Below are 13,386 nucleotides of genomic sequence, written 5' to 3'. Positions count from 1 at the left end.
TCCAGGTAAGTCATCCGGCCCAGAAACCTCCTTCCGAGTTCCTCCCGGCTGAGCCGGGGATACAAACAGAGCGCCTCGTGGCGCACATGGTGCGTTCGACGACCCAGCGGAAAATGCCCAGACCAGAGCCGTGCGGCTGACCGCGTTCGGCGATCACGGGCCGGATGCCGCGTTTCCACAGCAGTCGCCGGTACTTGTCGTGGTCGTAGCCGCGGTCGGCGAACAGCATGTCCGGCCGTCTGCGTGGCCGCCCGACCGTGCCGGCCACGGGTGGGATCTTGTCCAGCAGGGGCAGAAGCTGGGTGACGTCGTTGCGGTTTCCGCCGGTCAGCGACACCGCGAGCGGGACGCCCTGCCCGTCGGTGAGGACGTGGTGCTTGCTGCCCGGTCGCGCTCGGTCGACCGGGCTGGGACCGCTTTTGGGCCCCGCCGGGCCGCCCGCACGTGGGAGGAATCGATCACCGCCCGCGACCAGTCCAGCTGCTTCGCCGACCGCAGCTTCTTCAGCAGCACCACGTGCAGCTTCTCCCACACACCGGCCTCGTTCCAGGCCGCCAGGCGCCGCCAGCAGGTCATCCCTGAGCCGAAGCCCAGCTCCTGGGGCAGATACTCCCACTGGATCCCGGTGTGCAGCACGAACAGGATCCCGCACAACGCCTGCCGGTCCGGCACCCGCGGCCGGCCCGCCACCAGCTTCGGCCCCGGCTCGGGCAGCAACGGCTCGATGAGCGACCACAGTTCGTCCGACACGATCCACGGCCGCGACTGACGCTTCCCCACGCCCCGACCAACGAGCAGACAAGCGGACGGTTACTTGATCAACAACTTCTGTTAGGAACTCTAAGGGGCAGGCGGCAATGATTACGGTCAAGGCCCGTTCCGTTTCGGAACACGGAGGGCGTTCCGACTCGGAACAGAGTCCGCGTTCCGAAACGGAACAGACCGCGCGCTCCCTGGGGGAAGCCACGGGCATCTCACTGGCCCTGATCGGACGAGCCAGTACTGTCTTGCGGCACGCGCCCGACCTCGTCGACCCGGTGATCAACGGCGCCATGGGTCTGGACGAGGCGTACGACGTAGCGCGAGAGAACAAGGCCAAGGCCAACTCCGCTGAGGTGCAGCTCACCCGGCTGCGCGAGGAGGATCCCCAGCTGGCCGACCGGGTCACCGAAGGCGACCTCTCTCTGCAGGGCGCTTGGGCCGAGCGGCGCGCACGGGTGGAGGAGGAGAAGCGTCAGCGCCGGGTCGCCACCCAGTTGCTGTGCGAAACTCTCCCCTCCCTGGCCCAGGTCCGCGGGACGCGCACCTTCGCCCTGTATGACCCCGATCTGGCGCCGCCCGGCAGGGCGGTGACACGGGAGGTCATCGAGCACGCGGCCAGCGCGCTGGCCGAGGCCGCCTCGGTGTGGGTAGAGCGTGACCTGCCGTGACCCACATCTCCAACGACGCGCTGCGCAAGCTGGTCCTTGAGGTCGCCCGGCGGATCACCACCGACCGCGGGCGCATCCACACCGACGAACTCCAGAGGGAACTGGCCGCAGAGCTGGCCGAGCACGAGGACCTGATGCCGATGGCGCTCGCCAAGGGCTGCCAGGGCCTCATCCGGGACATGGGCGACCGGCACAGCCCCCGCCGGCGCCGCACGACCGGCGGCTTGTACCACCCCGACGCCGTTCTGAAGCTCGGCAACGGCATCTGGGTGTGGATGAAGGACGCCACTCCCACCGACATCACGCAGTGGGGTCGGGTCTGCTCCCGCAACGCCGTACGCATCCTCACCTCCGAGGCCGAGACCCAGCAGTACATCGCCGACCGCACCGACGCCTTCCGTGCCCACCCCGGCTTCGAGCGGCTCGCCTCTCTCGAAGAAGCCGTCTTCCACTACCAGCAGGACCCCCTCGACGACGGACTCGACGGCTTTCCCGACACCGACGACCTCGACGACCTGTAACCCGCTCCAGACCTGAAGGATTTCCGCATCACCCCACGCGACCCAGACTTCGACCTGTACGACAACGTCGGCCGCGACACCGACCAGATCCACGCCGCCCGTTACAACCTCGCCACCCGCGGTGACCTGAAGCGGTGGGCACGGCGCGACGCAGAGCCTTTCCGCAAGGCGCATCCACTGCCCGACCAGCCCTGGCCCGCCCCCGACCTCACCGCGTACCTGGACGCTCTCGCCGCGGCCCAGACGCCGGCGGAGATCGAAGCGATCACTGACCACGTCCTGGACGCCGCCGAACCCGCACTACGCGCCGTGAGTGACTACCTCGTCGCCGCCGCCCGGTGGCGGCGCGAGAACCGCGACGCTGCCAAGGGATCCCCCTCGAACCTGCTCATGACAGCGGCCAGCCGGGCGCTGTCGGTCCTGGCGATCGCCGACGAAGCCGGCCTGAGCAGGCTGCGCGCCGCCTACGACCCCGACCCCACCCCCACCACGCCGGCAAGTACTGAGCCTAAAGCTGCCGTGGGCCTGCCGCCCGCTCCTCCGCCCCCCGGCAATGCGCCCCGCCGATAGCCCTCCAACGGGCAGCTCCCCGTGCCGCTCGCCGCACGCGGACCCGATCCCGGGCGGCCTTCACCGTCCGCCCCCACCCGCCCACACACGGAGTCCTCTTGGAACACCCCCCTCATGTGAAAGCCACCGAACGGGCCGAAGACCAGCGCCACCGAGCCGAACTCGACGACCTCATGGCGCAGCTCGCCGACCGTGAAGTACAGCTAGAAGACGACCTGATCGCCGCGTACGACGAGTACGAACTCGACTGCAGTCGGGCCCTGAAGCCGGAAGCCGCCCTCGCTTGCCGACCAGCTCGCCCTCACCGACCGGCGTCCCGCAGGAGAAGCCGTGGCCGCTGACAAGGCACACGCCGCAGACTCGTGTGCTGCTCCGCTCGCACCGCTTCCCGACCACCGCAACGTGAACACGCCGTGGTGGCAGGAACTGTGGCGCCGCCACGCGCACATCACGACGCCGCTGCGAGCGCGCGGCCTGGAGTGCGACGTCGAGTTCGGTCACAGTGCCTACGTCGTGCGCGTCGCGCTCCCCGACGACAGCTACCTGCTCATCAGTCCGCCGCAGGAACCGTCTTCCGAGCGCCCGCCCGGAGATCCCGAGGGCTGGATCGTGACCCGCGAGCACCCCGACGACCAGACGCTGTTCGAGGTTCTCTACGACTCGGCCCCCACTGAGGACACCGGTACGCGCCAGCGCCCCGAAGCCGGCCACGGCGGCAGCGCCCCACCCCTGATCGAGGCGATCGACCAGCGCCTTGCCCAGCTCGGGCTGCTACCACGCCCCGCCCTGCCCCAGGAAAGCCCCCACGTGCACCCCGCTCGCACCACGGCTCAGCCCCACCCGGATGCCCCCGGCCCGCCTGACCGTGCCACCGTCTACGTCTACGGCGACGCGCTGCGCGCTCTGACCGACCGGCTCAACGGAGCCGAGTCCCACACGGATGCCGCTGCCCTGCTGCACCAAGTTCTGGATCCGATCAACGGCCTGCTGGCGCAGCTCGGCGACTTCTTCGAAGCAGCCGGGGAGAAGGCCAAGGAAGCCGAGGAGGACGACGGCTTCGACCTGTCCTACGACCTCGCCGATGCCGCCTCCGAAGTCCGCAACCTCGGGGAGGTCCTGCACGTGGCCGAGGACCGGATGCGGGCCCTCACCCCGCTCGCACCCGCGCCGCGGCTGTCCTCCACTCCGGCCCGTGCACCGTCCCTTCCGCCGCAAGCCCTCCCGCCGGCACCACCGCGGCACACGCGCTGACGTCCCGCCCCGCCGACCTCCAGGAACACATGCCCTCACCCCGCACCGACCTGGCCGCCTTCGCTACCAGTCTCGCCGACCGCCTGCCGGGCCTCTGGACCAGCGACTATCAGCGCCACGCGCAGCATGCGGACCAGTTCCCCCGAACCGAGCAGCTCTGGGACTCCGGTCACGTCGAGTACATCGTCAGCCAGTACGTCCTCACCCACGACGCCGTGCTCCACGGGCCGTCCGACCAGCGGCTGTACGTCACCGACCGGCCCCGCTACCCCCACCAGTTCGTCGTCGCGCCGCTCGCCCCCGCCCGCCCGCACATCAAGCCGCACCACTTCGCCACAGTCGAAGTACCCCACGGCATCGCGGTTCCCAGAGATCCCGTCCGGACGGCGGTACGAGTCGCCCGGCGATTGCTGCCCCGCTACGAGCATGCCCTTCAGCAAGTGCTCACGAACGCAGCCAACCAGCCCGAGCCTCCGCACCGACCCGGCCCGCCCCAGGTTGAACAGGTCCTCACCCTGACCCTGTACAGCGACGGAGCCCTCGGCGCACCGTACGAGAGCGTGCCGGTGGATGCACGTATGACGCTGTACGCCCACGGTTTCCAGTACCACCCGCACCAAGCGGCGCTTCTCCTTCCCACCGCGTACGGAGACAGCGGTCGCGCACTTCGCGTCCACGGCGTGGTCCAGCAGCTCACGGCCAAGGGCATCGGCGTCAACCTCCGCCACTCGGCGCCCACCACGCGCTCGGCCCTTCCGCCGACATCACCGAAGACCGCGTCCACGGCCAGCCGTACGCGCTGATCCCCCTTTCGCCCAGCAGATCCTTGGAGCCCCCTATCCGCACCGCCCGCCGTTCCCTGCCGCTGTTCACCGGCGCCGTCTGCCTGACCCTGGCCCTCACCGGCTGCGCCGGCGAAGACGCCCCCGCCCCGGCCCGTAAGACGCCCAGCGCCGACACTGCCGCGAAGCCCGTGCCCGCTCTCAGCGTCGCCCAGGCCCGCGACGTCATCACCCGCTATTCGAAGATCAACAACGAGGCCAACGCCGACCGGAACCGGCGCCTGCTCAACACGGTCGAAGACGGCCCGCTGTACGCGATGTCTGTCTCCGACTACACCTAGACCGAAGGGCTCCCCGCCAAGGACCGCGAGCCGTACAAGGCGTGGTCCTACGACGTAGCGAACGCCAAGCTGTACATCCCCCGCCTGGCTGCCGGGCAGGAACGCTGGTTCGCTGCCGCCCTCTCCAGCGAGAAGAGCAAGGCCCCCTCGCGGCTGGCTGTGTTCGCCGAACGGCCCCAGCACGAGCGCTGGGAGATGGTCTCGGTCGTCGACCTGGACAGCCAGAAGCTGCCCGACGTCGCCCTCGACCACGAGGGGTACGCGACGGCCGTCGCCGCCACCGACAACAAGCAGCTGGCCGCCGACGCCGACATGCTGCGTACTGCCGTGCTGGACAACTTCGCCACCGGAGGCACGAACACCGGGACGAAGGTGTTCGCGTCGACCGAGGCCAGCAAGCGGCAGATCAAGGTCCACAGCGATGCCGCTACACGCTTCGGCGACAAGGGCACCAGCGTCTTCGACGGAGCCGACAACCGCTTCACGGACGCCTACGCCCTCAAGACGGCAGACGGCGGCGCGCTGATTCTCTTCTCCCACACGCACACCCAGACCGACGCCGTCGCGCACTCCGGGTTGCAGATCAACCCCGGCAAGGGTGACCGGGCCTGGCTCCACGGCGTGCCCCGCACCTCCATCCGGTACACGTTCGTGTGCAACGACGCCGCCACCGTCCCCGCGAAGGCCGAACCTTCCCGCCTGATCGGCTACACCTGCGCCCGCACCGACGCCTCCGGCCCCCCGGTCGCCTCCTGGTCGCATCGCGCGTAGCCACACCCGCCGCCACTTCGACAGCCGCCGGACATCCCTCTGCTCGCTCCGGAGAACTCCCTGTCCACACACTCCTTCATCGCCCGACCCACCATCGGCACGGGGTACAGCGGCATCCACATCCAGCTCGACGGCGTGCCCAGCCATCACCTCCCGCTCCTCCTGGCCACCTACCAGTACAAGTTCGGGCGTGACGTCGAGGCCATGGCCCAGCACCTCATCGACGACATCGCCGTCGGCTGGGACGAACTCGGCACCGATCTCCTCGACGACGCCCCACTCGCGCTCGTGGCCGCGCTGACCGGCGGCGAACACTGGCCCAGCCGAACCCTCGATCACCTGGTCACTCCGGACGGCTCGCCCCCGGAACGCATGACGGTCACCGACACAACCGCAGGCGAACTGGGCATGCCGTGGGGCTACATCCTGCATCCGCAGGGCATCGAAGTGATCAGCATGGCTCACACAGGCACGGGCCCCCTCGTGGCCTGGGACACCGACCCCAGCACCCCCTTCAGCGATCACCGGCGCACTGGCCCGCCATCACCACATGCCGGACGCCCACCACCTCGCGCGCCACGCGCTCGCCGCGGCCCGCTGCCGGTGCAGCGCCGACCGGGCCCCGCACGGCTGCCCGCCGCTGACCCGTACCGCCCCTCATTGCCGGAGACTTCCCTGACAGCTCCCCTGATTACGGTCGTCATCGCCACCCGCCTGCGCGACGACCGCCTCGACTACCTGACCGCCATGCACGCCAGCCTCACTCGGCAGTCCGTGCCGTGGGAGGCCGTGATCGCGCTCGACGGCACCACACCCGAACGCCTGCCGGCCCCGCTCGCGCAGGACGCCCGCATCCGCACACTGACGCTGCCCCGGCCGGTCGGCGCCGCCTGCGCCAGGAACCTGGCCCTCACCCACGTGCGCACCCCCTACGTCAACTGGGCTGATGACGACGATGAGTTCACCGACAACGCCATGTCCGTACGGCTGAACACCCTGGAATCCACCGGGGTCGGCTGGTGCGCGGGCTGGAGCGAGGACCAGCACCCCGACGGCTCGACCACCCTGTGGCGCTGCCCTGCCCCGCCCGGCCGGCACGAGGCCGGCGACGTGTGGACCTATTGGAAGTCGCCGACGGACACGATCCCCATCGGGCCGACCACGATCCTCGCCCGCACCGACCTCGTGCGCGCCGCGCCGATGGGCGGTCTCGTCCAGGGCGAGGACTACTGCGCGGCCCTCGGCGTCACCGCGCTCGCGCCCGGAATCCTGCTGCCGCTGCCCGTGTACCGGTACCGCAAATGGGGCGGGCAGATGACAGCCCAGGTCGGATACGACCAGCTGGAAGCGGCGGCCCGGGAGCACGCCTGGGCCTACGGACGCAGCCTGCGCGCCCTCGCGCGCGGCGGCGGAGGGGCGGTCGATGGCTGAGGCACAGATCGTCCTGTCCCACAGCCGGGGATCGGGGATCGTCGCCATCGCGACGGGCGAGCAGTACCCCTGGGCGCACACCGCCCTCGCACAGAGCGGCTTCCAGCGAGACGACGACAGCGTCTGGCACCTGCCTGCGCACGCCCCGGAGACCACCGTGGTCGACCTGGTCACGTGCGCCAAGCGCCACCGCACCAGCGTGCACACAAGCAGCCGCCGGTTCATCGGCGACGCCGCCCGCGGCCTCGCGCGCCTCCTGCCTGGCCAGTGGCACACCTCGATCGAGATCTATGCGCACCCTGCCTGGCAGGAAGACCTGGTGCCCTGGATCTGGGACAGCGGCGAACTCGGCCGCATCCTCCAGAACGAGCGCGTTCCCTACGCTGCGACGCTCACCGACACGGTGCAGGGCACCACGCTGCTGTTCATCGAGCGCCCCGGCCGCCAACTCGACTACCTGTTGGGTGCCTTCGTTCCAAAGCAACTCGAAGAGGGCTACGGCGATACCCACGCCCCGCACAGCATCGTCCTGCCGCCGTTCGCCGGGCGCGCGGCCCAAGCCGTCACGGACCGGTACTTGCCTGCCTACGAGCAGGCGGTCCACGCCCGCCGGACCGCCGCCATCGCCGCCGCACTCGGGGACGTCCGCTCTGAGCACGACACTTGGCAGGCCATGATCACCTCCGGCCGCTACAGCGACGCCACCCCGCTGAATGCCGCCGCCCTTGGCTCCATGACCGAGGAGTTCCTCGACCACGCCTGGCGCCGTTTCCTCACCGTCGTCGACCACGCCCCGACGCTGATCGACCGGCCGACAGCCCGTGGCCTGAGGATGCGGCGGCACTCTCCCGCCTGGCCGATGCCCTGAGCGATGCCGAGACCCTGCTCGACGAGGAAGTCGACGGCAGTCCTGCGCCGACCCAGGAGCGCCGTGCCCGGGCGTGGCCGGCCATCGAGACCTGGCTCGCCGAGGACGAGATCTTCCTGCGCCAGGCCCGCGTGAGCGCGCCCCACCGCCGCCCGGCCCTGGCCATCTCCGCACCGGTCCGGCCCCTTACCGCGCACCGCAGCCACTGACCGCCCCGCCCCGACAACGTCAGGAGAACCCCTCCCCCTTGCAACCCGGCATCCACTTCTCCTTCGGCGACCACAAGGAACACGGCTTCGTCGCCTCCTTCACCTCCTCGATTCCCCAGCACCTCGCCCACTGGTTCCTGGAACGCGAGCAGTTCGAGCCCGTCCCCGGTGAACCCGGGCTGTACCGGCTCAGCGAGCCCGAGCGCGACGGTCCCCGCCGGACCCGCCAGGCTGTCCACGATCTGCGCCGCAGGGGCTATACCGTGCAGGCCGACATCCGCCTCAACTCGGCCGACACCGCCAGCCCACCACGCCCGGTCCGCCCGAACGGACTCCAGGAGCGCCGCAGCCGGCTCGCCCAGGCCGCCGTCGGCCGAACCACTCAGCGGGCCATACTCCCCACTACCTCCCCGCCTTCTGCCCGGCCGATCCCGCCGAAGCCCACCTACGCTCCCACCGTTCACCTGACGGCCGCGGCCGGCGGACGGTCCCGGTGACCCACAGCAGCAGTCCGGCCCCCGACAGCCCCTTGCCGACAGCACCCACACTGGCCAGCAAGGCACGCGACTTCCGGCTGCGGATGGCAGTCATCGACTGCGAGACCGATGCCGCCCTCAACATGACACGCGACCGCTACGGCCGCACCGTCCACGCAGACGCCGCCGCAGCCGCACGAGCCCACCGTGACAAGGCGGCGCTGGAGGCGTACGCCACCCACCTCGCTCCCCACGCCGAGGCCCTCCTCGATGCCGCCCGACTCGCGCTCGACGAGTTGCCGCCCGCCCGGCACCTGAGCGGGTGGCGGGCCGTCCTGGACGGCCTGGCTGCCTCCGCCGCCGAGATCCGCCGGGCCCTCGACCGGCCGGCCACGCCCGGCTCCCCCGCCGAACGCGCTCAGCACGCGGCCCTGTGGCCGCACCTCACCGCCTGGGCGGACCACAGCGCAATCGCCAGTAACCTCGCCGACCAGCGCGACGGCCAGCACCACCAGGCTCCGCTGAGCGACGAGGAACAGCAGCTGTGGACCGACAGGGCCCGGGCCGCACAGACGCGTGGCGAGCTGGAGCTGACCGAGTCGTGGTATGCCGCCGACGGACAGCCGATCACCCTCGCTTACCTGGTCGAAGACGACGACTCCACGGTGGTCGCGCTGCGCGGCGACCCGAGCGTACCGGGCTGGCAGGTGATCGGGCATTTCGCCCACGAGTACGAGGCGGGCAAGGCCCTGCCCGCTCCAGTCCCGCCCGGCGTGCTGCGCTCGGACATCTCCCGGTTCAACCGGCCGGCACCGGCCCCGGAGCTGTCCCTGCAGGACCTCATCCGCGACGTCGTCGAAGGCCACAGTGCCGGTGACGCCTCGAACGCTCTCCTGGGAGCCGTCCAGCGCGGCTACGCCGCCGGCCCGATGGTCCGCCTGCAGGAACTTCTGGAGACGAGCAGCCAGTTCGCCAGCGCCCTTGAGACCGTGCAAGGCCGCCAGATCGCCGCCCGCCTCTCAGCGCTGGGCCGGCAGATCGAGTTCCTCACCCGCGAAGTCGAAGAGGCAGCCGAAGACCTCGGGGCGACCGTCGCCGTCCTGCCCCCGCACCGCACCCCCGTGCTGCGCACCCGCCCGCGCCCGGCCGTGGACACCACACCGCCCGCGCCGCCGCCCCGCGCCAGCATGACCGCCCGCCACCGCTAGGAGATCCGCTTTGTCCGAAGCACCAGCAGAGCCGTTCATGACGATCCGGCACACCATCACCGGCGAGATCACCACCACCGGCTACAACGCCGCCGCCCGGCGGATCCTGCTCCAGGCCGGCTTCGAAGAGACGCCAGGCTGTGCCTGCCGAGCGACGGAACCCGGTACGGAGCGGACGCACGGGCCTGCTCGGCAGCCAGCGAGCTGCTCGTTGCCGGCCATCCCGTGCACCTGGACCGAGCCCACGGTCGGCCGGTGAGCGCCGACGGTACGCCCCGGTTGGCCCGGTCGCCGATGTCGGCACAGTCCGTGATCCGCTCCGAGAGCAGCCAGCCTCTCCAGCGCATCGCCCACCCCGTCCCCACCCACACCTGTTGAAGGGGTCTCGTTTTGACCACACCCGGGCCTACCAGACCAGCGCGCACCAAGGGCGGTGAACTACGGGCCAAGGTGGCCCGACTGCTGGCCGACCGGCCGGCGGACAAGCTCACCATCGGGGACATGGCCAGGCAGCTGGGCCACTCCCACGGCGCCGTCCGCAACGCCGCCCTCACTCTGGTGCGACGCGGCGAGGCCGAGCAAAGCGGAACCGGACAACCGGAGTTCCGCGCGAACGCGAAAACCGCCGCAGCCGCGCAGACCGCTGTGATCAGCCCACCGGGCACCCACTCTCCCCGCGCCCAGGTGGCCACGGCCCGTACGACCTACACCGCCGCAGCCGCGCCCAGGCAGAGCGGCCCGATCCGCCGCGCGGGGGGCCAGCTCTACCACCCCCGGGAGCTGGCCGATCTGCCTGACGTCGAGGCGTTGAATCGCTTGCGCGACGCCGACGTGCCGGTGCTGCTCTACGGCCCTCCGGGCACCGGCAAGACGAGTCTGGTCGAGGCGGCGTTCCCGGACCTGCTCACGGTCGCCGGTGACGGCGACACCACGGTCGGCGACTTGATCGGCGAGTACACACAGGACGACGCGGGAGCCTACGTCTTCCAGTACGGTCCGCTGGTCACCGCGATGACCGAGGGCCGCGCCCTGCTGATCGATGATGCCACCTTGATCTCACCGAAGGTCCTGGCGGCGCTGTATCCCGCGATGGACGGGCGCAGGCAGATCCAGGTCAAGGCCCACAAGGGCGAGACCATCAAGGCCGAGCCGGGCTTCTACGTGGTGGCGGGCCACAATCCCGGCGTCCACGGAGCGGTTTTGACGGAGGCGCTATCGAGCCGGTTCAGCGTGCAGATCCAGATCGGCACGGACTATGACCTCGCCCTGGCCTTGAGGATCGATGCCCGGGTGGTCCGGGTCGCCCGACACCTCTCCCGCCAGGTCGAACTCGGCGAGCTGGGCTGGGCCCCCCAACTGCGGGAACTGCTCAGCTACCAGAAGACCGAGGCCGTCCTCGGCACCAAAGCCGCGCTCGCGAACCTCGTCGGCATCGCTCCTGTGGAGGATCGCGACGCCGTCGCCGCCGCCGTCATCAAGGCTGTCGGCGTCAAGGAGGTCGCGCCCCTCACCCTCGGCAAGCAGCTTTCCGCCTCGGCCGTCCGGCAACCCCCGGGCAGCACCGGCTCCGCACACCGGGGCCGCTCGCGATGAGCGCCCACCACCACGTCCAGTTGCCCGCCACCACGCCGGACGACGACGCCGACCTCGCGCGCTGGGACGACGACGGCGCCCCGCCCGCGCAACCCCGCTCCTCCCCGACCGCGTGGCTGCGCGTGGGAGCCGAACTCGGCGATCGGCTGGTCGACCTCTCCGGCCGCCAGGACCTCCTCGTCACCTGCCGCCCCGGCACGCGCAGCGGCGCACCGGCCGCGTTCTTCCCCACTCTGGGCGAGGTCGAGTTCGACGCCGGCCTGTTCGCCCCGCTCCAGCCCCACGAGATCCATCCGCGGATCGTGGGCGACGAGGAGCGGTATCCCGCCGCCTGGGGAGTGTTCGTCCACGAGGCCGCGCACGCGGCCCACTCCGTCTGGACACAGACGGCCGGAGCGAACCCCCGTGTCGTCGAGGCCGCGCTCCTGCTGGAGGAGAGCCGCGTCGAAGGCGCACACCTGATCACGCGACCCACGGACCGCACGTACCTGCGCACCAGTGCCCGAACCCTGGTCATGCCCGACATCGCCCACCCCACCCTCCAGGGCATCGAGCAGGCCGCCGCCGTGGCGGCCCTGATCCTCGGCCGCCGTGACGTCGGCATCCTGGACGCCGGCGAGACCCGGGCCGTCGCCGATCTGTGCGAAAAGGTGCTGGGCGCAGACCTGCTGACCACCCTCACCCGCATCTGGACCGCAGCTCACCAGTGCGCCGACCACGACGCCACGACCATGCTCGCACGCGGTCAAGAATGGTGCGACGCTCTGGACGCCGCGGCCCCCGCCCTGCCCGTGCCGGAGGGCCTCTCCGATCTGCTGTCCGGCGCGGTGGGGGTCGTCATGGACAGCACGGCAGCCACCGACGCGGCCGACCTCGCGGCACAGGACGCAGCGGCCAACGCCATGGCGTCACGGTCCAAGGCGCAGGCTCAGGACCGCGCCCAGCGAGTCGCTCAGCGACGCAAAGCCGCCGCCACCGCCAAGTCGGTGTTCAACGCCCGTAGCACCACCGTCAACCCCGACGGCACACCGGCGCCCTCCGGCAACCCGGTTACCGGCACCCGCAGGCCCACCGCCGCCGAGCAGAGCGCCGCCGCGCGCCTGAGCCGCGCCCTGCGTGCCGCCGCCTACCGTGAGCGGACCGAGGAGCGGACCACCAGCCCCACCCCGCCCGGCCGCCTCAACATGCGCGCGGCCCTCGCCCGCGACGCTCAGCGCGCGGCCGGGTCGGTCCCCACCGCAGAACCGTTCACCCACACCCGCCGCCGGAACTCCCCCACCCCACCACTGCGTGTGGGTATCGCCGTCGACGTCTCCGGCTCCATGCGTGCCGCCTGCGCGCCCGTCGCGTCCGCTGCCTGGATCGTGGCACGCGCAGCAGCCCTGACCGACCCAGACTCCCGTACCGCCACCATCGCCTACGACAGGCACCTGACCGCACTGACCCGTCCCACCCACCGAGCACCAGAGCGCGTGACGACGTTCGATGCCACCGGCGGCCACCACAACCTCGGCGACGCCATCGACGCACTCGACCACGGCCTCGAACTCAGCCGCCCCGGCGCCGGCCGCCTCCTCGTGATCGTCACCGACGCCCGGTACGGCAGCGACGAAACCGCTCAAGCCGTCACCCGCGTCAAGCAGCTCACGACCGCCGGCTGCGCCGTACTACAGCTCACCCTCACCGCGGAATCCCGCCACTTGCCGGGGACCACCTTGCTGCACCTGTCCCAGCCCTCCAGCGCTCCCGTCGCCATCGCCACGGCGGCCACAGACGCCATCCGCAGGACCCGCTGAGACGACGCAGAAGGCGGAAACGTCCCCGAGACCACCACCAAGCACTCCAGACCACCTCCGCCCGCCGCATGAATCGTGCAACCCCAACCGTCAACGAAAGGCACTCGATTTGAAGCCCCAGACCAGCAGCCCGACCTCG

Annotated in this window: 14 protein-coding genes and 1 pseudogene; 14 read left to right on the top strand and 1 reads right to left on the bottom strand. The window is 71.0% G+C overall.

Annotated elements, in window-relative coordinates:
- Positions 1 to 88 precede the first annotated feature (88 nt).
- A pseudogene (locus IH50_RS42885) lies at positions 89 to 753 on the bottom strand (IS5 family transposase); the annotation flags it as partial.
- Positions 754 to 1,007: 254 nt separating this feature from the next.
- Between IH50_RS42885 and IH50_RS0132490 the strand changes: the two are divergent.
- From IH50_RS0132490 to IH50_RS0132435, 14 genes are all read left to right on the top strand, one after another.
- Entirely contained in the window at positions 1,008 to 1,430 is a 423-nt protein-coding gene (locus IH50_RS0132490) for a hypothetical protein (protein ID WP_234328285.1), read from the top strand.
- Positions 1,427 to 1,951 carry a hypothetical protein gene (locus IH50_RS0132485; protein ID WP_030870519.1) on the top strand — a complete coding sequence of 175 codons (525 nt, stop codon included), beginning with the start codon at positions 1,427 to 1,429 and terminating at the stop codon, positions 1,949 to 1,951. Before IH50_RS0132490 ends, IH50_RS0132485 begins: the two co-directional genes overlap by 4 nt.
- Before the next feature lie 309 nt (positions 1,952 to 2,260).
- Positions 2,261 to 2,521, top strand: coding sequence for a hypothetical protein (locus tag IH50_RS40325; protein ID WP_078914174.1), 261 nt, complete (start codon positions 2,261 to 2,263; stop codon positions 2,519 to 2,521).
- Positions 2,522 to 2,923: 402 nt separating this feature from the next.
- The gene (locus IH50_RS0132480; RefSeq protein WP_234328284.1) at positions 2,924 to 3,772 is read left to right on the top strand and encodes a hypothetical protein; all 849 of its coding nucleotides are present in this window, start codon (positions 2,924 to 2,926) and stop codon (positions 3,770 to 3,772) included.
- A 29-nt stretch (positions 3,773 to 3,801) separates the two neighbouring features.
- Complete coding sequence (locus tag IH50_RS0132475) at positions 3,802 to 4,575, top strand: hypothetical protein (protein WP_030870514.1); 774 nt, start codon at positions 3,802 to 3,804, stop codon at positions 4,573 to 4,575.
- Between the two features lie 23 nt (positions 4,576 to 4,598).
- The gene (locus tag IH50_RS42880; protein ID WP_234328283.1) at positions 4,599 to 4,895 is read left to right on the top strand and encodes a hypothetical protein; all 297 of its coding nucleotides are present in this window, start codon (positions 4,599 to 4,601) and stop codon (positions 4,893 to 4,895) included.
- 159 nt (positions 4,896 to 5,054) lie between these two features.
- Positions 5,055 to 5,666, top strand: a complete 612-nt coding sequence (locus IH50_RS42875) for a hypothetical protein (RefSeq protein WP_234328282.1) — start codon at positions 5,055 to 5,057, stop codon at positions 5,664 to 5,666.
- Positions 5,667 to 6,353: 687 nt separating this feature from the next.
- Positions 6,354 to 7,097, top strand: a complete 744-nt coding sequence (locus tag IH50_RS0132465; RefSeq protein ID WP_030870512.1) for a glycosyltransferase family 2 protein — start codon at positions 6,354 to 6,356, stop codon at positions 7,095 to 7,097.
- The gene (locus tag IH50_RS38145) at positions 7,090 to 7,965 is read left to right on the top strand and encodes a hypothetical protein (protein WP_234328281.1); all 876 of its coding nucleotides are present in this window, start codon (positions 7,090 to 7,092) and stop codon (positions 7,963 to 7,965) included. The genes IH50_RS0132465 and IH50_RS38145 overlap by 8 nt, the downstream gene beginning before the upstream one ends.
- Before the next feature lie 247 nt (positions 7,966 to 8,212).
- Positions 8,213 to 8,671 (top strand): hypothetical protein, encoded by a 459-nt coding sequence (locus IH50_RS0132455; RefSeq protein WP_030870509.1) that lies wholly within the window; start codon positions 8,213 to 8,215, stop codon positions 8,669 to 8,671.
- Positions 8,668 to 9,858 (top strand): hypothetical protein, encoded by a 1,191-nt coding sequence (locus IH50_RS0132450; protein ID WP_030870506.1) that lies wholly within the window; start codon positions 8,668 to 8,670, stop codon positions 9,856 to 9,858. The genes IH50_RS0132455 and IH50_RS0132450 overlap by 4 nt, the downstream gene beginning before the upstream one ends.
- A gap of 37 nt (positions 9,859 to 9,895) precedes the next feature.
- Complete coding sequence (locus tag IH50_RS0132445) at positions 9,896 to 10,117, top strand: hypothetical protein (protein ID WP_030870503.1); 222 nt, start codon at positions 9,896 to 9,898, stop codon at positions 10,115 to 10,117.
- Between the two features lie 191 nt (positions 10,118 to 10,308).
- The gene (locus tag IH50_RS0132440; protein ID WP_030870499.1) at positions 10,309 to 11,451 is read left to right on the top strand and encodes an AAA family ATPase; all 1,143 of its coding nucleotides are present in this window, start codon (positions 10,309 to 10,311) and stop codon (positions 11,449 to 11,451) included.
- On the top strand, positions 11,448 to 13,247 hold the full coding sequence (locus IH50_RS0132435) for a hypothetical protein (RefSeq protein WP_030870495.1): 1,800 nt from the start codon (positions 11,448 to 11,450) through the stop codon (positions 13,245 to 13,247). Before IH50_RS0132440 ends, IH50_RS0132435 begins: the two co-directional genes overlap by 4 nt.
- Positions 13,248 to 13,386 lie beyond the last annotated feature (139 nt).

The organism is Streptomyces sp. NRRL S-37 (assembly GCF_000721605.1).
Taxonomy (GTDB): Bacteria; Actinomycetota; Actinomycetes; order Streptomycetales; family Streptomycetaceae; genus Streptomyces.
The sequence above is the reverse complement of the archived record's forward strand: the minus strand, read 5'-3'. Positions and strand labels throughout refer to the sequence as shown.

Excerpts from the sequence above, each read along its gene's own strand:
- IH50_RS0132475 (WP_030870514.1), top strand. The coding sequence starts at position 3,802 with ATGCCCTCACCCCGCACCGACCTGGCCGCCTTCGCTACCAGTCTCGCC.
- IH50_RS38145 (WP_234328281.1), top strand. The coding sequence starts at position 7,090 with ATGGCTGAGGCACAGATCGTCCTGTCCCACAGCCGGGGATCGGGGATC.
- IH50_RS0132445 (WP_030870503.1), top strand. The coding sequence starts at position 9,896 with ATGACGATCCGGCACACCATCACCGGCGAGATCACCACCACCGGCTAC.
- IH50_RS0132435 (WP_030870495.1), top strand. The coding sequence starts at position 11,448 with ATGAGCGCCCACCACCACGTCCAGTTGCCCGCCACCACGCCGGACGAC.